This is a genomic window from Bradyrhizobium sp. CCBAU 53351 (assembly GCF_015291745.1).
In the GTDB taxonomy this organism is placed as follows: Bacteria; Pseudomonadota; Alphaproteobacteria; order Rhizobiales; family Xanthobacteraceae; genus Bradyrhizobium.
In genome coordinates, this window is sequence record NZ_CP030059.1 from 5773118 (window position 1) to 5792995 (window position 19878).

At 62.7% G+C, this 19878-nt stretch carries 20 protein-coding genes; 4 read left to right on the plus strand and 16 right to left on the minus strand.

Annotated elements, in window-relative coordinates; translation table 11 throughout:
- Window positions 1–24: 24 nt before the first annotated feature.
- Together XH83_RS27430 and XH83_RS27435 are read right to left on the minus strand one after the other, a co-directional pair.
- Window positions 25–1122, minus strand: a complete 1098-nt coding sequence (locus XH83_RS27430) for a DUF1236 domain-containing protein (RefSeq protein WP_194403770.1) — start codon at window positions 1120–1122, stop codon at window positions 25–27.
- A gap of 302 nt (window positions 1123–1424) precedes the next feature.
- Window positions 1425–1769, minus strand: coding sequence for a hypothetical protein (locus XH83_RS27435; RefSeq protein ID WP_158228804.1), 345 nt, complete (start codon window positions 1767–1769; stop codon window positions 1425–1427).
- Between XH83_RS27435 and XH83_RS27440 the strand changes: the two genes are divergently transcribed.
- A complete protein-coding gene (locus XH83_RS27440) occupies window positions 1768–1995 on the plus strand; it encodes a hypothetical protein (RefSeq protein WP_028141949.1) in 228 nt (75 codons plus the stop codon). The genes XH83_RS27435 and XH83_RS27440 overlap by 2 nt on opposite strands.
- Before the next feature lie 81 nt (window positions 1996–2076).
- Here XH83_RS27440 and XH83_RS27445 read toward each other — a convergent pair whose 3' ends face one another.
- From XH83_RS27445 to XH83_RS27485, 10 genes are all read right to left on the minus strand, one after another.
- On the minus strand, window positions 2077–3105 hold the full coding sequence (locus XH83_RS27445; RefSeq protein WP_028141948.1) for a glycosyltransferase family 4 protein: 1029 nt from the start codon (window positions 3103–3105) through the stop codon (window positions 2077–2079).
- Between the two features lie 4 nt (window positions 3106–3109).
- On the minus strand, window positions 3110–3232 hold the full coding sequence (locus XH83_RS40260) for a hypothetical protein (protein ID WP_256379450.1): 123 nt from the start codon (window positions 3230–3232) through the stop codon (window positions 3110–3112).
- 5 nt (window positions 3233–3237) lie between these two features.
- Window positions 3238–3447, minus strand: a complete 210-nt coding sequence (locus tag XH83_RS27450; RefSeq protein ID WP_028141947.1) for a hypothetical protein — start codon at window positions 3445–3447, stop codon at window positions 3238–3240.
- A gap of 100 nt (window positions 3448–3547) precedes the next feature.
- A complete protein-coding gene (locus tag XH83_RS27455) occupies window positions 3548–3955 on the minus strand; it encodes a hypothetical protein (protein WP_028141946.1) in 408 nt (135 codons plus the stop codon).
- 16 nt (window positions 3956–3971) lie between these two features.
- Complete coding sequence (locus XH83_RS27460) at window positions 3972–4172, minus strand: hypothetical protein (protein ID WP_028141945.1); 201 nt, start codon at window positions 4170–4172, stop codon at window positions 3972–3974.
- Window positions 4173–4343: 171 nt separating this feature from the next.
- Window positions 4344–4763: a hypothetical protein gene (locus tag XH83_RS27465; RefSeq protein WP_050990942.1), complete on the minus strand. Its 420-nt coding sequence runs from the start codon at window positions 4761–4763 to the stop codon at window positions 4344–4346.
- A gap of 80 nt (window positions 4764–4843) precedes the next feature.
- Complete coding sequence (locus XH83_RS27470) at window positions 4844–5182, minus strand: DUF1236 domain-containing protein (RefSeq protein WP_028141944.1); 339 nt, start codon at window positions 5180–5182, stop codon at window positions 4844–4846.
- Between the two features lie 180 nt (window positions 5183–5362).
- Window positions 5363–7474, minus strand: a complete 2112-nt coding sequence (gene mdoH, locus XH83_RS27475; protein WP_194403771.1) for a glucans biosynthesis glucosyltransferase MdoH — start codon at window positions 7472–7474, stop codon at window positions 5363–5365.
- On the minus strand, window positions 7462–8922 hold the full coding sequence (locus XH83_RS27480; protein WP_097664814.1) for a glucan biosynthesis protein G: 1461 nt from the start codon (window positions 8920–8922) through the stop codon (window positions 7462–7464). The genes mdoH and XH83_RS27480 overlap by 13 nt, the downstream gene beginning before the upstream one ends.
- Before the next feature lie 513 nt (window positions 8923–9435).
- Window positions 9436–9891 carry a low affinity iron permease family protein gene (locus XH83_RS27485; RefSeq protein ID WP_028141941.1) on the minus strand — a complete coding sequence of 152 codons (456 nt, stop codon included), beginning with the start codon at window positions 9889–9891 and terminating at the stop codon, window positions 9436–9438.
- A gap of 136 nt (window positions 9892–10027) precedes the next feature.
- On the opposite strand from XH83_RS27485, the gene XH83_RS27490 reads away from it, so the two are divergent.
- The 3 genes from XH83_RS27490 (at window position 10028) to XH83_RS27500 (ending at window position 13749) form a co-directional block, all read left to right on the plus strand.
- On the plus strand, window positions 10028–11866 hold the full coding sequence (locus XH83_RS27490; RefSeq protein WP_194408422.1) for a glycoside hydrolase family 15 protein: 1839 nt from the start codon (window positions 10028–10030) through the stop codon (window positions 11864–11866).
- Window positions 11844–12749 carry a glucose 1-dehydrogenase gene (locus XH83_RS27495; protein WP_244429559.1) on the plus strand — a complete coding sequence of 302 codons (906 nt, stop codon included), beginning with the start codon at window positions 11844–11846 and terminating at the stop codon, window positions 12747–12749. The genes XH83_RS27490 and XH83_RS27495 overlap by 23 nt, the downstream gene beginning before the upstream one ends.
- Before the next feature lie 247 nt (window positions 12750–12996).
- Complete coding sequence (locus XH83_RS27500) at window positions 12997–13749, plus strand: ZIP family metal transporter (RefSeq protein WP_028141939.1); 753 nt, start codon at window positions 12997–12999, stop codon at window positions 13747–13749.
- A gap of 341 nt (window positions 13750–14090) precedes the next feature.
- Here XH83_RS27500 and XH83_RS27505 read toward each other — a convergent pair whose 3' ends face one another.
- The 4 genes from XH83_RS27505 to XH83_RS27520 are packed head-to-tail and all read right to left on the minus strand — an operon-like array spanning window position 14091 to window position 19607.
- Complete coding sequence (locus tag XH83_RS27505) at window positions 14091–14438, minus strand: response regulator (RefSeq protein WP_028141938.1); 348 nt, start codon at window positions 14436–14438, stop codon at window positions 14091–14093.
- Window positions 14439–14493: 55 nt separating this feature from the next.
- Window positions 14494–16929, minus strand: a complete 2436-nt coding sequence (locus XH83_RS27510) for a response regulator (RefSeq protein WP_194403772.1) — start codon at window positions 16927–16929, stop codon at window positions 14494–14496.
- Complete coding sequence (locus tag XH83_RS27515) at window positions 16926–17384, minus strand: response regulator (protein WP_028141937.1); 459 nt, start codon at window positions 17382–17384, stop codon at window positions 16926–16928. The genes XH83_RS27510 and XH83_RS27515 overlap by 4 nt, the downstream gene beginning before the upstream one ends.
- On the minus strand, window positions 17385–19607 hold the full coding sequence (locus XH83_RS27520; RefSeq protein ID WP_194403773.1) for an ATP-binding protein: 2223 nt from the start codon (window positions 19605–19607) through the stop codon (window positions 17385–17387).
- Window positions 19608–19878: the final 271 nt, after the last annotated feature.

Below are 19878 nucleotides of genomic sequence, written 5' to 3' on the forward strand. Positions count from 1 at the left end.
GGTTCTTCTCCTTCGGTTGCGAGATCAATCGATCTCTTCGATGATGCGACGCTCGTGAGGTTCGACGATGTAGGTGCGCCTGTCCCGGTTGATGTACCGGTACTCGCGAAGGGTCGGAGCATCCCGATAGACCTCCTCCGGGAAGGCCTCGATCTCCACGCCCTCCGGCACGCGCTCGCCGGTCCGGATCTCGGTCCGGACCGAGCTGCCGGTGGTCACCCGCTTCTCGCGCTCGACCGGTCGCGCCTTGGCGTGCTTGCGGACGACCTCGCGTTCACGGTCGCTGAACGTCACCTTGCGCTGCTCGGTGCGCGCCGGCGCCGACGCGGTCGAACGGCCCGAGTACGGCAGGACGGTCACGATCTTGTAGGTCGATGGTTCGATGATCACGATCTCGTCCTTCACCAGGACGAAGTTGTAGCCCCGATACTGCGGCACGATCTCGACGACCTCGGCCGGCAGCGGCTGCAGCCGGATGTCGCGCGGGACGACGGTGCCCACCGACAAGGAGAAGTTCACGTTGGTGAGGGGCTGCACGTTCAGGTGCGAAATCGACGCGCTGATCCGGGTCCGCTGCTGGTCGTTGATGTTCACCGACGCATTCACGTTGGTGTTCGACGAACGATCCGCCGTGTTCTGCTGATTGTTCGGCTGCTGCGCGGTATTGGTCGAGCCGCTACCCGAGGGCGACTGCGCCTGGTTGGTGCCGGAAGCCGGCGGATTGGCGCTCTGCGTCGTGCCAGACGGCGAGTTGGTCTGCGCCTGGTTGGACGGCGTCGTGGACTGGTTCGTCGGCTGATTGGTCTGGGCCTGGTTCGTCGAGTTGCCCGAGGCGGGCGCCTGGGTGGTGTTGGTGCCTGACCCGGAATTGGACGGCGGGCTACCAGAGGTCTGGTTGGTCGATGACGGCGACAGGCTCTGAGCCGAGTTGCTGGAGGGAGTGGTCTGAGCCGAGCCCGACGAATTCGAGGGCGTCGACGTCGAAGAGGACGGCGTCGAGGTGGAGTCCTTTTGCTGCGTTGCGGACGGAGTGGAGCTCGACGTGCTCGGAGACGATTGCGCGAATGCCGAAGTCGCGATGGCAACCGCAGCGGTCGTGGCCAAGAATAAACGCTTGTTCATCTGAAACCTCCCAAATGTGGACGCCGATCAACCCTCGGCGCCGCCTTCGGTTCCAGCCGGGAAAATCTGGCAATCCGCAGCGAGATCGAGCTTGCGATTTGCCCGGCGGCTAGAGATGCTGCTTCGCGGAAGGGCAAGCACGCGTTCACCAAGACGGCGTCGCCCGCCCGCCCGTCGTGCGAACGCCGCTCCCACACGATCTCCATGGCACCGTGGCCCGCTGTGTCTTTTGATACATTCGCGCCACGTCCGAGGTGCTACGACTTACCAAATGCCGAGCGGCGGGGCGGCCGATGAAACGACTAAGGCATTCCTTGGGGGACGTCGGCAATCCTAGCTGTCCAAATTGCCGTGTAACAATGAAATGGTTTCGGTCCGAACTCGTCCGGGACAATCCCACGACGATGATCGCGCACCTCTTCGTCTGCCCAAATTGCAAGGGCGCGCAAGGACAGGACACGGATTTCGAGCCGGTTGTCGTGCCGCCAAACAGGCTGGCCGGACCGCGATTTCAGGTCATCAAGGGGGGCAAGCAGACCACCTGAAAGCGGTTCCATCATGGCTTCCAGACCGGGAAAAAGTGGAACTTCTGCCGCGTCCGCCTCGTTAGCAATAGCCACTTTACAACTGCTTGAGGAGAACTCCATGAAGAAGCTGGTCGTGTGCGGCGCGCTCGCCGCTTTCGCTCTCGGCACCCAGGCCGCCAGTGCCGCCGAGTTCTACATCGTCCGCGATGCGACGACCAAGAAATGCACCGTCGTCGACACCAAGCCGACGACCACCACCACGACAGTGGTGGGCAACGGCGTCTACAAGACCAAGACGGAGGCCGAGTCCGCCGTAAAGACCACCAAGGTTTGCACCGAGCACTGATCGCAGGCCGATTTAACGAGCGGCTCGTCCGGTACGCCGGGCGGGCCGTTTTGTTTCGGCCGAACGATTCCTTCGGAGGCGCTACCTGCCAGCGACCAGCTCGCGATATCGTTCTTCGTATTCCTTCGCCATTCGGCTCGCGACGAAGCGCTCCTCGAAGCGGGCGCGGACCCTTCGTCGGTCCAAGCGGATGACCTTCTCGACTGCTTCGATCGCCTCCTGCTCGCCGTCCACGATGAATCCGGTGACGCCGTCCTCCACGACCTCCGGCACCGATCCGGAGCGATAGGCGATCACCGGCGTCCCGCATGCCATCGCCTCGATCATCACCAGGCCGAAGGGCTCGGGCCAATCGATCGGAAACAGCAAGGCGGAGGCGCCGGCGAGGAACGGCTGCTTCCGCAGTTCGTCCACCTCGCCGATGAGCTGGACCGTCTCTCCATCGATCTCGGGTTCGAGCTTCTTCTTGAAGTAGGCCGTTTCGGCCCGGGGTATCTTGGCGGCGATCCGGAGCGGCATCTGAACCGCCCGCGCGATGCGTATCGCTGCTTCAGGCCCCTTCTCCGCCGTCAGCCGCCCGAGGAAGGCCAGGTACGATCCGGCTTCGTAGGAGGGACGAAACAGATCCTTGGGCAGCCCGTGCGGAATCGTCGCGATCCAATTCGCGTCCGGGAGCGGACGCCGCTGGTTGTCCGAGATCGAGACAAAAGGAGCCTTCGGGAAAGTGCCGATCACATCGGGCAGCCCCGGAAGGTCGAGCCGCCCGTGCATGGTCGTCAGAAACGGCACTCCAGTGCGGCCCAGGACCGGCAGAGGCAACCAATCCACATGAGAATGAATCACGTCGAAATCGCGCGCGCGCTCGCCGATGGCCTCGATCAAGAGCGCGCAGGCGGCGTTCGGATCGACGCCTTTCCGCCCCAGGCGTAGCGCGCGCGGCCACACGGCATGGAGCTTGGCTTTCGTGCTCGAGTCGCCGCTCGCAAACAGCGTCACGTCGTGCCCGCGATCGACGAGCTCGTCTACCAGCCAGGCGATCACCCGCTCGGTGCCTCCGTACAGCTTCGGAGGGACGCTCTCGGCCAACGGGGCAAGCTGGGCGATCCGCATCGAGCTAGGCTCCGAACACGATGCGCAAGCCGATCACGATGATCGCGGAGATCAGAAACGAAATCGCGAGCAGCGTCCAACCGGGCCTTGTGCTTCCGATGGCTGCGCGTGCCAATAGCATTTTCATGCACGTCAACATTCGTCTCTGGGAAGCCGGTGCAGGTAAGCGATCCCGAAGCTGGCGAGCTCTCCGGTATCACCCTGGCGCTCTTCCCATCTCCTGTGCAGATGGCGCTCCAGCAAACAGCGTCGGCTGTCGCGAGCGCCGACGTCGGGGCGCCGAGCGCGGTACACGTTCCAGGGGGTCTCCGAGGCGTTCTTCAAGACGACATCGTCAACCATTTCTGCGCTCCCGGCGACCGATCCGATCGCTGGCAACTCGACACAGTCGGCAAAGTTTCCAGTTTTTCCCGAGCGCGTGCCTCAACGCACAAGCGGGCGTTCAGCAAGCTTTTGCGCGGGCCCGCTCGCGTGCCGCACGACGGCGCTGCAGGCGCTGGCTTCGGCCGGAGCGCCTGGCGGCGAGAGGTGTGGACGCCGCTGGACTTGAAGCCGGCGGCTCCACGGCGGGCGCAGCGCTCTCCGTCGTTGTCTCGGCAGGCTTGGCTTCCATGAACCCCAGCACGGCACGGCCCTTCTCCGTGATCCGCCATCCGCCATTCAGACGCTCGACCAATCCTTGCGAGAAGATGTCGAGCTCCGGCACGCGAGCGGCAAGGCGCTTGGTCCGCTCGGCCCAGTCGCGCCCGCTCGTCGCCAGGATCGCCATGTCGCGCTTGAGATCGACCATGACGGCGAACCCGTCGGGATAGCTCACCAGGATCTTGAGCACGGTGACCTGGAAGTTCACCCCAGCCTTCCTCGACCTATCGCCACATGGTCGGAGCGTCGTGGAGGGCCGCGCGTCCGACCTGCTTCAGCTTCTCCGGCGAGCTGTCGCCGTTCGTCGCCGCTTCCAGAATCCTCGAAGCAACATGGGTGCGCGCCGCGGTTTCGTGGCGCGAGACGTCTTCGCAGACCTCGTCGGATACGGCGCGCAAGAGCGCGGTCGTGGCCGGATCGAACATGGAAACCCCCAACGCAGGAAGAGTTAGCTTACCGCGGAATAGCTTTGCGACGAATTCAACAAAGTTAACCGCCCCGCCCCAAGCATGAACGGCCCCCACGTGCGAGCAGCCCACCCGGCTGCAAAGCTGCTCCTTCGGTCCCCTTCTTTGACCCTCTCCCAGGCTTTCCGCTCACCACGATCCGCCGGCAGTCGCATCGGCGCGCTCGAAGGCGAGACGGCGGTCGGGTGTCCGCTTCCGCAGCATTGCCGACCGCTTCGGATGCGTGAGGACCGCCGCAACGTGGGCCGGCTCTTCCTTCTGGGCCTCGCCGGATGGTGCGGCAGGCATGGCGGCCATGGCTTCTCGCACTTCCCGCGGCAGCTCTTCCGGGATCGGATCGGCCTGCGCGATCATCGGTACCTCGGCGCGCTGGCTGGTGTCGAAGACGATTTTCTCCGGAAGGCTCCTCGCCGATTTTATCCGGATGATGGTCCTGTCGGGGTCGGCCACGGCGGCGGCTTCTACCGGAGCGGGCAGGTACCGATCCGCAGCGAAGAGCAACGCCAGCAGGAACCCGCCGACGAAGACGAAATAACGAATGATCGGCATGGATGGCCGCTCGGAAATGGGAAATCAAGGTATCGGCGGATGGGAGGCGGGCCGCTGCGATCAGCGACCCGCTAGAATGCTCAGTCGATCTCCTGGACGACCGTCCGGGTCGACGGATCGACCAGCATCACGCGCTCGCCCGAGTAGACATAGCGGTACTTCCTGAGCGAAGGACCCCAATCGGCGGGCACCGCCTCGAGCTCGACCTCGCGCGGGACGGGCTGGCCGACCACGATCTTCTGCTGCACCGGACGAACCTTGTGCTCGGTGACGTAGGTGCGGATCTTGGTGCGGTATTCCGGCTCGATCTGCACGGCGGCCGAGTGACCGGTGCCGGTGGTTGTGACGACCGTCGACTGCGCCATCGCGCCCGTCGAGATCAGCGCGGCCAGGGCCGTCGTCACTAGAAGATTGTTCATGTTGTTCTCCTCGCCGCCAGATGCGGCATGCGAGAACCCGCAGATGATGGCAAGGTTCCGGAAAGAGGCAGGAGAATTGCCATATTTTCCCGAACGTCGGAGGCGAGAGCGCGGGAAGTCGGCTCGGATCAAGGATTGGCTCGAGCCCCGAGAGCGTGGTCCGCCAGGCACTCGGTAAGGTCATCCCTTCTGCAGCACGGTCGAGAGCGCCGAGGCGTCATTCAATATCGAGAAGACCTCGCGCGAAGACAGATGCGCGGCGGCTTCCTCGAACGTCTCGCTGGCATCCACCTTGGCACGTCCGACCGCCAGGTTGGCGTCTACGGTATCGGGCCTGGCAGCGCGCGGTGGCGGCAACTGGGCGACATGAAAGGCCAGCAGCTCGGGGGCTTCGCGAAGCTCCGTGAGAGCGGGTTTGATGCCGACCTCCGCCGCCGCACTCAATTCGTTGGCCCGGCGCAGGATTGAAGGCGGCTCCCGGTCTTCAGGGGTGGCGAACAGTTTGCCGGACGACGGCCTGGCCGTCAGCGCCCCGATAGGAACAGCGAACAGCAGCCCGACGATCACCGGCGACATCCAGAGCAAAAGTGGCAACGAAACGGCGTAGGCGCTTGCGGCCATCGCAACGCCGCACAAGGTCGGGATGCCGTACTTCCGATAGAGCTCGCGGCGCTCCACAGTGCCGTCGTCTCGTCTTTGCGTCTGCCATCCGGCATCGCGGCCGGCCAGAATCTCGACGACCGCGATCGACTGAAAGATCATCATTACGGGCGCCATCAATGCAGAGATGACGATCTCCGCGAGAACTCCGGCCGAGGTCCGCAACGCGCCGCCGAATTGGCGCCTCACCGGGCTCCGCGTCCAAACGACGACCAGACTGAGCAGCTTCGGCAACAACAACAGTCCCATCGTGGCGACGAACACCCAAATAGCGAGCACGGGATCCTGGGCCGGCCAGGTCGGAAAGAGGGAGAAGCCCTTGGGAAAATACTCCGGGCGCACGAAGCGGGCCTGGAGCGAGATCAGCATCCCCAGCAGCAGGAATAGCAGCCACAGCGGCGCCGTTAGATAGGCCCCGATCCCCACCAAGAAATGCAGGCGCGATACCCAATGGAGACCGCGAGCGGGCACCACGGCGAGATGCTGAAGATTGCCCTGACACCAGCGCCGGTCGCGCGCGGCGAAATCGAGCAGCGAAGGCGGCACCTCCTCAAAGCTTCCGCCGAGCGTCGGCAGCATGTAGATACCCCACCCCGCCCGCCGCATCAGCGCGGCCTCGACGAAATCGTGGCTGAGGATGTGCCCGCCGAACGGCTTGGGTCCCCGAAGCTGCGGCAGCGCCGCCGCTTCCGCGAACGCCTTCACGCGGATGATCGCGTTGTGGCCCCAATAGTTGCCTTCCGAGCCGTGCCACCAGGCCACGCCGGCGGCGATCATCGGCCCGTACAGCCGGCCCGCGAATTGCTGGACGCGGCTAAAAAAACTTCGCGCGTTGACCACCATCGGGAGCGTTTGGACGAGCCCCGCGGTCGGATTGGCCTCGATGGCATGGACCAACCGGACGATGGTCTGTCCGCTCATGAGACTGTCGGCGTCGAGCACGATCATGAAGTCGTAGACGGCGCCGAACCGCGTGATCCACTCGGAGATGTTGCCGGCTTTCCGCGCCGTGTTGTCGGCGCGGTGGCGATAGTACAGTCGCGGCGTCCCCACCGCCTGCCGTAGCGCGAGCAACGCTTTCTCCTCGGCGACCCAGATGTCCGGGTCGGTGCTGTCGCTCAGAACGTACCAGTCGAACAGCTCCCCGTGCGAGGTCGCCTCCAAGGATTCGATCATCGCGCGAAGCCGCGCCGTCAATCGGTGCGGGTCCTCGTTGTAGGTGGGAAGCAGCATGGCGGTGCGGCTCACGATCGCAGGCAGCTCCGCAACTACCGCGGTCGGATGGGTCAGCAGCACGAAGAACCCGGCGAGTGCGGAGGCAAACGAGAAAGCCACCCACGCGAGCAAAACGAGGAACAGCACCAGCACCATGGCTTCCAGTACGGTGACGCCGCCGACCTCCAGCACGCGATACATCTCGTAGCCGCCCGCGCCCGTGAGCGCCGCCGTCGCGAGCAGAATGAGGCCGCGGCGCCAAGCCATCGCGGAGCCCACCGCCGCAGGAACGCGGTCGGGGACCCGGGCCTTCCCGAGGTTGCCAGGAGCCATCGGAAGCGGCGTCTCGCGAGGCAGCAGGCGCTCCGTCGCGATATCGCCGGCGACCGGTCGCGTCGCCGTGGTCAGGGGGCCCATCGGTAGACCCAGACTTCCGACAAGGGCTTGTCACCCTCGGTCAGAAACGCGCGCAGCTCGATCGGCTCGCCTTTCACCTGGCACTGGAAGCTGAGCCGCCAGCCACCGGTGTAGGGATTGGGCTGCGTGACGATGTTCTTCACTTCGGACTTCTCCGCCGTCACCACGCCTTTCACGCCCGCGGGATCGATGCCCTTCAGGTTCTCACCGACCAGATCGAGGACGAAGAGGCGGGCATCCTCGCCCCGCGCCCCTATTCCGCTTCGCGTGAAGCGCGCCAGCGAATGCGGCTTCGGGCTATCCGGGCCCCAGTACAGCCGATAGGTGTAGTTGTGTTCGCCCTTGGCCTGCAGGGGGTTCTTCGGCCGCCAGAACGCGGCAATGTTGTCGTGAACCTCCTCCTTGGTCGGGATCTCGAATAGCGTGACCCCGCCCTCGCCCCAATCGCCGATGGGCTCCATCCAGAGACTTGGGCGTTTTTCGAAGCTGGACTCGATGTCCTGGTAGGCGAAGAAGTTTCGCTCCCGTTGCATCAAGCCGAAGCCGCGGGGATTGAGATCCTGAAAGGTGCTGATCTGCAGATCGCGCGGATTGCTGAGCGGGCGCCAAAGGCTTTCGCCCTTGCCGTTGAAGATCGCCAGGCCGTCGGAATCGTGGACCGACGGACGGAAGTCGTCGATGTCGTTGCGGTCGTTCGGGCCGTAGAAGAACATGCTGGTCATGGGCGCGAGACCGGCGCGCTGCATTTCGACGCGCGGATAGACCGACATTTCAACGTCGAACACCGTGGTTTCGCCCGGCCGGACGGTGAAGCGGTAGCTTGCCGCGCAGCTTTTGCTGTCGAGGAGAGCTTGGATGACCATCGAGGTTGCACCCGACGCCGGCCGCTCGAGCCAGAAGGCCTTGAAGAGCGGAAACTCCTCGCCCTTGGCTTCGCCGGTATCGATCGAGAGTCCGCGGGCGGAGAGCCCGTACGTCTGCCCCTTGGCCACAGCGCGGAAATAACTCGCGCCCAGGAATACGCAGACCTCGTCGTAATAGTCGGGACGGTTTATGGGCGCATGGATGCGGAAGCCTGCGAACCCGAGATCCGTCTCCTCGAACGCCGGGACCTTCTCTCCGAAAGAAAAGTCCGCCTTGCGGTACTTGATCTCGGCGACCTTTCCATCCGCGACCTCGAAGATATTCACCCTGTTCTTGTAAAAGAAGCCACGATGGAAGAACTGCGCTTCGAACGGAAGATTCTTGCCACGCCAAAGGGCCCGCTCAGGCAAAAAGCGGATCGAACGGTACTGGTCGTAGTCCAGGTCTTTCAACCCGGCCGGCAGCTTCTCGTCGGGCGCCTCGAACGGCTTGCTTGCGATCGCACGGGCAAGATCCCTCACCGTCGACGGGCCAAAGGTCTCGTCCGACGCAGCGGCGAAGCCGCTGCGCGAGGCGAGTAGCATCGCCGGCAGTAACGCCGACCCTTGAACAAGCTGGCGTCGGTTCACGTGTACTCCTCGCTACTGCTGCCGCGGCCAAGCAACGATCACCATGGCCCGTGGGTTCCACGGCCCGCGTATAGTCCCAGAGGTACATACTTCCAGCATCATTGGCCGAGGCTCTGCCCGTAGGCGTCGGTGGCTGAGAGACCGATTGCGCTCCCGCCCGCACCAAGTGGAGCACAACCATGCCTATTGCGCGCTTGCTCGCGGACATCACCATTGCGCCAGAATAGCGGAACGCTCTCGAGTTGGCCTTCAAGGCCGCTCTCCGAAAACTCGAACTCGTCGATCGCGAGGGCCCTTGTGCGCTGTCGTCGCAAGGAAGATGCTCGAACTTCATCAGCGCGGTGTGACCGATGCTGCCGCACTCTCCGATCTGACCATTCGAGAAATCGGTAGGCAGCGGTTCAACTCAGCGTCGGCTCGCTACGCGAATGCCCGGCGAGTACCTAACTCCCTTCGGTGCCGCAGCGATTAACTTGCCGCCTGCTCGGCGGCGCGGCGGGCCCGTCGTCCGGTCGTCTTCACACGCTCGTTCGCCGTTTTTTCCGCTTTGGCGCGCGATTCGCATTTCTCCCGCAGGTCTTCGATCTCTTCGTCCGTGAGATGCTCGATACCGACAAGGGAGTTTCGCGCCGTCCCGACGCGGATCAATTCGTCAAGCTTGACCTGCATGGCTGCGCTGTCGCGGTTCTGGGAATTCTGAATGAGGAAGACCATCAGGAAGGTGACGATGGTGGTGCCGGTGTTGATGACCAACTGCCACGTGTCCGAATAGCCGAACAACGGACCGGTGACTGCCCAGATGATGACCACCAGGGCCGCGAGCACGAAGGTCGACGCGCGCCCCGCAGCCTGCGAGGTGCGGGTAGCAAACTCGCCGAAGAAGCGGGCGGTGCCGCCTTCCGTTTTCTTCCGCCTATCACGCATGAGATCCTCCGATTTTGAGAGAACGGGCGAAGAGGTTCGCGGGTTCCCCGTAAGGCGCATCGACCACTAGCCTCAGTCGAAAGTATGAACGTCCGCAATGGGATCTGCGGAACTGGAGGGCAAACGTTCCGGTTGGATGCCCAGCATGGCTCGGATCGAAGACTACGCCTTGATCGGCGATTGTGAGACTGCGGGTCTGGTCGGGCGCGACGGGTCAATCGACTGGCTCTGCGTCCCCCGCTTCGATTCGGACAGCTGCTTCGCGAAGCTACTCGGCGATGAGCACAACGGATACTGGAAGATTTGCCCCGAGGCTCGCTCGAGCAGCGAACGACGCTACCGACCGGGCACCTTGATCCTCGAGACGAACTTTACGACCGACTGCGGCCGGGTCCGCCTCATCGATCTCATGCCGCCTAAGACGGATCTCTCGAAGGTCGTCAGAATCGTCGAAGGACTGGAGGGCGAGGTCGAGATGCGCAGCGAACTTGTCGCGCGCTTCGACTACGGGACCAGCGTACCTTGGGTCAGCCGCCTTGAGGACGGAGCGGTCAGCATGGTCGCGGGCGCGTCGATGCTACTGCTCAGGACCGCGGTGCCGATGCGCGGCGAAGCCATGAAAACTGTGGGCTCGTTCTCGGTCGCGCGCGGCGAGACCGTGGCTTTCGTGCTTTCCCATCAGATATCCTACCAGGATCCCGCCGCTCCCGAGGACCCTGCGTCTCTTCTGAAACAGGCAGAGGATTTCTGGCGCAATTGGTCCAGCCGCTGCAAGACGGCAGGGCCATATTCGGAGGCGGTCCAGCGATCCCTGATAACTCTCAAAGCGCTGACGTTCGGGCCGAGCGGCGGCATCGTCGCCGCCGCTACGACGTCGCTGCCGGAGCAGATCGGAGGCTCGAGAAATTGGGACTACCGCTTCTGCTGGGTACGTGACGCCACCTTGACGCTACTGGCCCTCGTGGGCGCGGGCTTCTTCGACGAAGCGCGCGCTTGGCGCGACTGGCTCGTCCGCGCCGTCGCGGGAAGTCCGCGGCAGCTCCAGATCATGTACGCGGTCACCGGCGAACGCAGGCTGACCGAGTGGGAAGTCCCGTGGCTCTCCGGATATGAGAACTCCAAGCCCGTCCGGATCGGAAACGCGGCGCACACCCAGCTTCAGCTCGACGTCTACGGCGAGCTGATGGACGCCCTATATCAGGCGCGCCGCGGCGGTCTCCGCGAGAACAAGCGCGCCTGGGCAGTACAATGCGCGCTGCTCGACCATCTCAAGAGCATCTGGAGCCAGCCGGACGAGGGCATATGGGAGGTCCGGGGCGGCGCGAAACACTTCACGTATTCCAAGATCATGGCGTGGGTCGCCTACGATCGGGCCATCAAGTCGGCTGCCGAGTTCGGCATGAAGGGCCGCGTCGAGGAGTGGGAAGCGCAACGAGCCGCGATCCACGACGAGGTGTGCCGGCGCGGCTACGACCTTGAGCGCAAAACCTTCGTCCAGGTCTACGGCGAGCCGCAACTCGACGCGAGCTTGCTGCTGATCCCGGCCGTGGGCTTTCTGCCACCCGAGGATCCTCGCGTGATCTCGACGATCCAGGCGATCGAACGGGAATTGCTCCAGGACGGTTTCGTCCGGCGTTACGATACGGGTGCGACGAAGGATGGTCTGCCGCCGGGGGAAGGCATGTTCCTGGCCTGCAGCTTCTGGCTGGCGGACGCCTACCATCTGATCGGCCGCGACGCCGAGGCCAAGGAATTGTTCGAGCGGCTTCTCGCGCTTCGCAACGACGTCGGCCTGCTATCGGAAGAATACGACATTTCGCGGCGGCGCTTGGTCGGAAACTTTCCGCAGGCCTTTTCTCACATAGCCCTCGTCAATACCGCCCACAACCTCACCCACCGCGAAAAACCCTCGGAGCACCGCGGTAGCAAGAGAGCCCTCCCCAGCGAGGGAGATGAAGCCGCGCGCTCCGACTAGGAGGTCCGCCATGACAGTGAATTCAACCGACCCGGCCGCTCCGGCAAGCCCGGGCGAGCGCTTGCGACCGCAGGCCCGCTTTCCCGTGACCCTGGAAGGGCAGCCTGCGCTGGTGACCGGCGCCAACTCAGGTATCGGCCGCGCGGTCGCGCTGGGGCTGGCCGCGGCCGGCGCCGACGTCGTCGTCAACTATGTCGTGGATCCCGTCTCAGCCGAAGAAGTCGTTCATGAAATCGAGGCCCGGGGCAGAAAAGCGATCGCAATCAAGGCGGACGTCAGCAACGAGGATGACGTCCGGTCGATGTTCGCCCGTGCCATCGATCATTTCGGCACGTTGCACATCGTGGTGAACAACGCCGGACTGCAGCGCGACGCGCCCCTCCATGAGATGACGATCGATCAGTGGAATAAGGTGATCGGCGTCAATCTCACCGGCCAGTTCCTATGTGCCCGGGAGGCAGTCCGCGAATTCAAAAGACGGGGCATCGTCGGTGACATCTCGGCCGCGGCCGGCAAGCTCGTCTGCATGAGTTCGGTCCATCAGGAGATTCCGTGGGCGGGCCACGCGAACTACGCGGCATCGAAAGGCGGCGTGATGCAGATGATGCGAAGCATCGCGCAGGAAGTCGCCCCCATCGGCATCCGCGTCAACGGCATCGCACCCGGCGCCATCCGGACGCCCATCAATCAGCGCGCCTGGGAGACGAGGGAAGCGTACGAAAGCCTGATGACGCTGGTGCCCTACAAGCGCATCGGAGAGCCGGACGACATCGCGCAGGCGGTCGCCTGGCTCGTCTCCGACGCCGCCGACTACGTCACCGGCGCCACCCTGTTCATCGACGGCGGCATGACCCTATTCCCCGGCTTCGCAAGCGGAGGCTAGGCAAAGCCTCAGGGTCATGATCCCAACGAGAACCGCTGGTCGCATCGCTTACGCAGCAATTGGAGGATCGAACTTTGGTAAATGGCGCACGGGCAATGGCTGCAGGTAAGATCGCGCGCAAGATGGCGAGCGCTCTGACATCGGTTCTGAAGCGCCGCTCGGCGGTGAAGAAGGCAAGTAAGACGCGGGAGAAGAGCGCAAGCCAGGTCTCGCCGCCCCCAGGTCGCGAAACATAGCTGGTGCTCCGATGCCGATCTGGTTGACCGCCGGCCTTTGGGGGCTGCTTGGTGCCTCATCGCTGCTCCTGGGAGCAGCCGTCGCATTCGTCCTCAGAATGCCTCGGTACGTTACCGCGGGGATCATGTCGTTCGGTTGCGGCGTGCTGATCTCGGCCGTGGCCTACGACCTGTTGGAGGACGGGTATCAGGAAGGCGGGATCTGGCCGATCGTCGCCGGTGCCGTTGCGGGCTCCGCAATGTATGCCCTTGCCGATTGGGCGGTCTCTCGAGCAGGCGCGCATTCACGTAAACGGTCCGGGGACCAGCAGGCGAACGCCGGCCAAGGCGGAGGGTTGGCGATCGCAATCGGGTCGCTCCTCGACGGGGTTCCGGAAAGCGTGGTTCTGGGGCTCGGGCTGTTGAGCGGGAAAGGCATCAGCCTCGCTATGCTGGCAGCTATCTTCCTGTCCAATTTCCCGGAAGGACTGTCCAGTGCGCTCGGCATGCGAACCGCGGGTCGCTCCCGGCTCTACATCTTTGGCCTTTGGGCAACGATCGCCGTCCTCTCCGGGCTTGCTGCTTCCGCGGGAGCGGCTTTCCTTGGCGGAGCTTCCCCTCAGGTCGTTGCTGCCGTGAGTGCCGTCGCTGCGGGCGCTCTCCTGACGATGGTGGTGAACACCATGGTGCCCGAAGCGGTCGAAGGCGAACAGAAGCTGGCCGGCTTGCTCGTTGTCGTCGGCCTCCTCGTCGCCTTTGCGCTCTCTAACTTAGGAGAGACTTAGAACGCCGGGCCGTGCGATGCAGAAGCAAGGCTGTTGTCGGACGGGCCCTGCGGGTCGCTCGCGACGTGAAGGGGAAAGCCTGGACTTCACCCTCTCCAGGACGACAAGCGACGATCGATTGGCGTCCTGAAGCGCCTCGAAATCGACTGAGAATGACACCCTGAATCGCGGAACGGGTGGTACACAGGGGTGGTCATGAATCCTTGTTTTCCGCGGATTTTCACACAATCGCGGCGAAGGGGGAAGAGAGTCCCACTGACGCCGAGATTTTCCGCGCCAGACTACGATTTCTGCGAAAACATACCGGGCGCGCGTGTCAAATACCACGACAAGGCGCCGCTTCACCCTTTCTCGAACGCGACAAGTTCAGCGTTGAGCTGATCCTCTGCAAACGGCTTTTGCAGGATTTTGCAATTTCGCCATTCTTCCTCGATCCCTGCTCCGTAGCCTGTCGTGAACAAGAATGGGACGTCCCTGGTCTGCAGCATCTCGGCCAGACCATAGCTGAATTCGCCGGCGAGGTTGACGTCCAAGAGGGCTACATCGAATCCGCCAGCGTCGATCAAGCTCGTTGCTTGTGGGACATTAGTCGCCTTGGCAACGACTTCGTGGCCCAGTTCTTCGGCCATGTCTTCTATCATCATGGCAATTAAGCTTTCGTCTTCCACCACCAGCAGCCGCAGCGGCATGTCGATCTCCAAAGGTGCATCTCAGGCAAGATAGAAAGGTTTTGCCGACCATGACCTAGCCGGCGCCCCGCAGACGAACGATTTTGGGATCGTCGAACTCGGCAAATGCTTCGTGGAGCCGGCGCGCCAACTCTTCCTCCTGAAACGGCTTCCTTATCAGCCTCGCGTGATGGATCTCTTCAAGAGCCTTGAGGTCGGCATAGCCGGTCGCAAAAAGAGTCGGAAGATGCGGTCGGAGTCCATGTGCCTTCTTGGCAACCTCCACGCCGCTCATCGCCGGCATGGCGTAGTCCACTATCAGAGCGTCAAAATGCTCCGGCCCGGCAAGGATATCCAAGGCGGCGGCGCCGCTACCCACGCTGACAACGGAGTACCCCAGCTCTTCGAGCATCACGCCGACCACCTCGCGAACGGCGCTGTCGTCGTCGACCAGAAGGATTGTCTTGGCGGAGGCCCGGCCTGACGCGGTCTCGCTTTTCGGCGTCTGCCCAGGGGCCTGGGAGACATTGGCGGCGCGAGGAAGATAGACGCTAACGCTGGTACCTTCCCCTGTAGCCGTCCTGATCTTCACGCCACCGCCGGACTGCTTGGCGAACCCGAATACTTGCGGCAATCCAAGGCCTGAACCTTTTCCGACCTCCTTTGTGGTGAAAAACGGCTCGAACACATGGTCGAGAACATGTGGAGGAATGCCGGTACCGGTGTCGCTCACCGTCAGGACCACGTAATCACCCGGAGGCGGGTCGGCCGGCCTGGCCGGCGGTTCTTTGACGACCGCCTGACTGGTTTCGACGGTCAGCGCGCCGCCGATCTCCATTGCGTCCCGCGCGTTGATGGCCAGATTGAGAATGATCAATTCGATCTGGGTCGGGTCAACGAGTGCTGGGGCTAGGTCGCTCTTCAACACGGTTTCGATCCGGATTGAGCCTTTCATCGTGCTCTGCAGAAGCTCGCTCATCCCGGTCACGGTTTCATTCAGGTCGACGGGCTTTGGCTCGAGCTTCTGGCGCCGCGAGAACGCCAGCAACTGGGCGGTAAGTGTGGCTCCTCGCTCAGCCGCGGTCCGCATGTATTGGAGGCGCGATCGGACGTCCTGCTCGCGCTCCGGCTTGTCGAACCGCTTCTCCACGAAAGCAATGTTGCCCAGGATGACCGTAAGAAGGTTGTTGAAATCGTGAGCGACCCCGGCGGTGAGCTGTCCGACGGCCTCGAGCCGCTGCATCTGCCGGAGGGTCTGTTCGACGCGCTCCCGCTCTTCGATCTGCCGGGCGAGTTCGGCGTTGCGTTCAGCCAGCGCGGTCGCTGCCGCTCTTTCGGCGGTGCAGTCGCGTCCAACGAGATAGATGGCTTCCTCATCCGGCGCCGCATTCCAGGTGACCCACCGCCATTCGCCGTTCGCATGGCGGATACGGCTTTCGAAGCGACCGACGGTGCGATCGCGGATCGTATCGGCAAGCTGTCGCTTCACCTCGGTGCGCTCTTCGGGGGGCAGCAACAGATCGAACATGCTCTCCGTAAGGGTGCCTTCGGCGTACCCGAGCATTGTGCTCCAAGCCGGGTTGAGGCGCCGCAATCGTCCCTCCCGTCCGATCACGGCGAACAGGTCTGGACTGAGCCGCCAAAGGCTGTCTCGCTCCGCGGTTCGTTCCGCGACGCGACGTTCCAGGTCGGTCGTGAGGTCTTCCAGATCCTTCTTCGCTCTGCGTTCCTCGGTGATGTCGCGCACGACCCCGACAAAGCGTTTGAATTCCTTCTCTTCGAACAATGCCTGACCGCGGGCGGCTACCCAACGCTCGCTGCCGGCGTCCGAGAAGATACGATATTCCGCACCGAACGTGCCATCGTGTTCGCGAGACCACTTCGTCGCCTGGCGGACAGCCTGATGAAGTCGGTCGCGGTCGTCCGGATGACAGGCGGCAAGATAGTCTCGATAACCCGGCGATTTCTGGACCGGCCAGCCGAGCATCGCCTTCGCGCTGGCGTCCCACTTGAGCTCTCTCGTCGCCGGATCATAGTCCCACAGGCCGAGCTTGGCCGCTTCCATCGCCAGACGCGCGCTGACTTCGCTGCGGGCCAAAGCATCTTGGATCTTCTTGGCCGATGCGCGCTGGCGGGCTTGTTCGAGCGCACGCTCTACCGCTGTCGACAGCCGTGTGAGATTCCGCTTCACCACGTAATCAGTGGCGCCCCGCTTGAGCGCGTTTGTGGCAAATTCCTCGCCAACGACTCCCGATACGAAGATGAAGGGAAGATCGGGCTGCAGAACCGTGGAGATGTTCAGTGCCGAGAGGCCGTCGAAATCGGGCAATGAATAGTCCGCCAGCACGATGTCATGGCCGCCGCCTTCCAAAGCCGCGACGAAATCCCGTCTGCTGTAGACGCGGTCGAGTGTGAAGCCCAATTGGGCCTTCGATAGATGCGCCGCCAGCAGTTCGGCATCGATCTCACTGTCTTCAAGCAGCAGAATGCGGATAGGCTCTTGCTTCATCATTGGGCCTCGTTGGTGAAGGGGCGGGGAGGCGGCTCGTTCAGCACGGCCCAAAACATTCCGAGATCCTGGATGGCTTCGAAGAAGGCGTTGAAGTCCACGGGCTTCACGACAAAGGCGTTGACGCCCAGTTCGTAGCTCTTCACCAGATCGCGCTCCTCTCTCGAGGAGGTCAGCATCACGACGGGGATCTGGCGCTGGTGGCGGTCATTCTTGACCTTTTCGAGAACCTGCAGCCCGTCGATTTTGGGAAGCTTTAGATCGAGCAGCACAACGGCCGGATCGCCGGGCGGCCTGCCTTCGAAGCTGCCTCTCGCGGCCAGGTAATCGAGCGCTTCGGCTCCGTCGCGAGCAATGACGATCTCGTTAGCCAACTGGCACTTCGCAAGCGCCGCCAGCGTCAGCTCGAGGTCTCGCGGGTTGTCTTCAACAAGCAGAATCGGTCTGAGGTCCGGCAATTAAGAGCTCCTCTTCTTCAAATCTTTGGGGCGCGGCAAGGTGAAAGTGAGGGAGGCGCCGGCCCCTACCTTGCCTTCGGCGCTAATTGAGCCGCCGTGGCGGTCGACGATGCGCTTGGCCAAGGCCAATCCGATGCCAGTCCCCTCGAATTCCTCGGCCCTATGAAGGCGCTGAAAGACGCCAAAAAGCTTGTCGACGTACTTCATCTCGAAGCCGACGCCGTTGTCAGCGACGATATAAGTCGTGCTGTTCGCGTCTTCGTGGCCTGAGATGGTGATGATGGCCGCGTCCCGCGGCGCCGTATACTTGATGGCGTTGTGAAGCAGGTTCTGAAGCACCTGACGAAGCATGGCGGGGTCGCCATAGCCTATTGGAAGCGCCCCTACCTGCCATTCGATGTTTCGCCCCTCGGTCTCCGTCCGCAACGAATGCCTCAATTCGTTGACAATCTTGGCGACATCGACGTTCGACTTGAGAAGCTGAGAGCGCCCGAGTTGGGAAAAATGCAAAAGGTCGTCGACGAGCCTTCCTGCCGAGATGGCGGCGCCCCTAATTGTTTCGATGTAGTGACGCGACTTTTGATCGAGCCCTTTCTCCTTGTCCGACAGAAGTTCTGCGAAACCGACGATGTGCCGGAAAGGGGCACGCAGATCGTGCGAAATCGAATAGGAAAACGACTCCAGCTCCTTGTTGGCGGCTTCCAGCCGGTCCGTGAGTTCAGCACGCTCCTCCGCAGCCTTCAGCACAAGAGTCTGAATCGACGCGCGGAAGCCGAGCGCGCTCTCCACTTCTGCCGAAGTCCACGGCTTCGACTGCTGACGGACAAGCTGTTTCCAAAGGTCGAAAGACTTGCGCGGATGAAGCCGGCCGGCCCCGCTCTCCATAGGCTTGTTGGGATCGCCTCCCCAAGCAACCGTCTTGACGACTTCGGGCCTGAACCAGATGATGTAATCGCCCCGGATCTGCGAGATGGAGACCGCCAGCACACCACTGGCTTTTTCGCTCAAGAACTCGCCGCCCGACCATATCGAAGCCAGCGAATTCGTTTCCAATACGTCGTGCCCGGCCTCGAAGAGCCACGTCGCCAGATCACGTATCTGGCGCTCGCTCGGCGTCTGACCGGTCGTCAGTATGCCGCCCTGCACGACAACTGCAGCGCCTTCCGCATCCACAAGCCGCAGCCATTCGTGCGGATTGTTTACCAGCCCGCGCTGAAACGAAGTCGCGACCGAAAGCTTGCTGAGCAGCGACGTCTCCACGCTCTTCAGCTCAAGGCGTTCCGCGGCACTGCTTGCCTTCAGGCGCGAGCCAATCTGCAGCGACACGACTTGAGCGAGGATGTCGCATGCGGTGCGGATCTGCGCGTTGACCATCCGAGAGGCGCGGCTATGCCCGGAGATGAGCCCCCACAACGCACCGTCGACGATGATTGACATCGACATCGACGACGCCGTCTCCATGTTGCGCATGTATTCGAGATGAACGGGCGAAACGCTGCGCAGCGCCACCTGCGACAGGTCAAGCGGCAGTCCGTTGAGGGGACTGATCGAGGGTTCGATCTCGACCGGATCGTAGCTGGCGTCAGGAATGAGCCGGATCCTGTTCAGGCGATAGAGCTCCCGCGCTTGAGCGGGAATATCGGATGCGGGAAATCGAAGGCCGAGGTAGGAAGGAAGAATTTTATTCGTGTCTTCGGCCAAAACCGTGCCGTCGCCGTTACCGTCGAAGCTGTAAAGGAGAACTCGATCAAAATGGGTGATTGCCCGCACCTCGCGGGCCACCTCCTCAGCGATGCTAATAATATCGTGGGCACCGGATATGCGGTCCAGAAAGTCCCGCAACCGCGGGTAAAGACCATCCAGCGTCGACTCGCCTGGCCGCGGCGGTGGTTCGAATTCCAACAAGAGTCCTTGGGGGCTGCGGTGGGCGGTGAGCTGAAGCTGCTGCGATCCGACTGCAACCAGGTAGAAAAGCGTGTTTTCGCCTCCCGACAACCACCCACGGATTTCCTCGCAAAGCGTGGTCGCTTCCTCATAAGCAGAGAGCAACGCGTCATTGCGGACATCGAACCCAAGCAGTCGGCGAGCGTTCGCGCTCTGTTGCAATATCTTCAGGGTTTCAGGTTCGACCACCAAAAGCGCGCCGTGAGGCTGAATTGCTCCCGGGATCTTAATGGGCTCTGCGGCACACTCTTCAAGATAGCCGTCATCCAACTCGGTCACTGGGTGATGCCTTCTTGACTCAGAGCTTATGGCAAGCAAATGCCGGTGGTCAGTAGACTTTTCTGGGATGCGGATTTGCGCATAGGGAACGGAATGAACTTAACCCAAGTTCCGGCATTTTGTTCCATGATGCGAAGGCGGGGCGAGATTTGCTCGCTATGACAAGTGTTTACTGTGGACTCTGACCCTTCGCGTCTCGCGCTCCGAACGTCGAGGGCAAGAAGAAATACAGTCGTACTCGCAGGCGAAAAGGCGCTGAGGCCAACGTCGG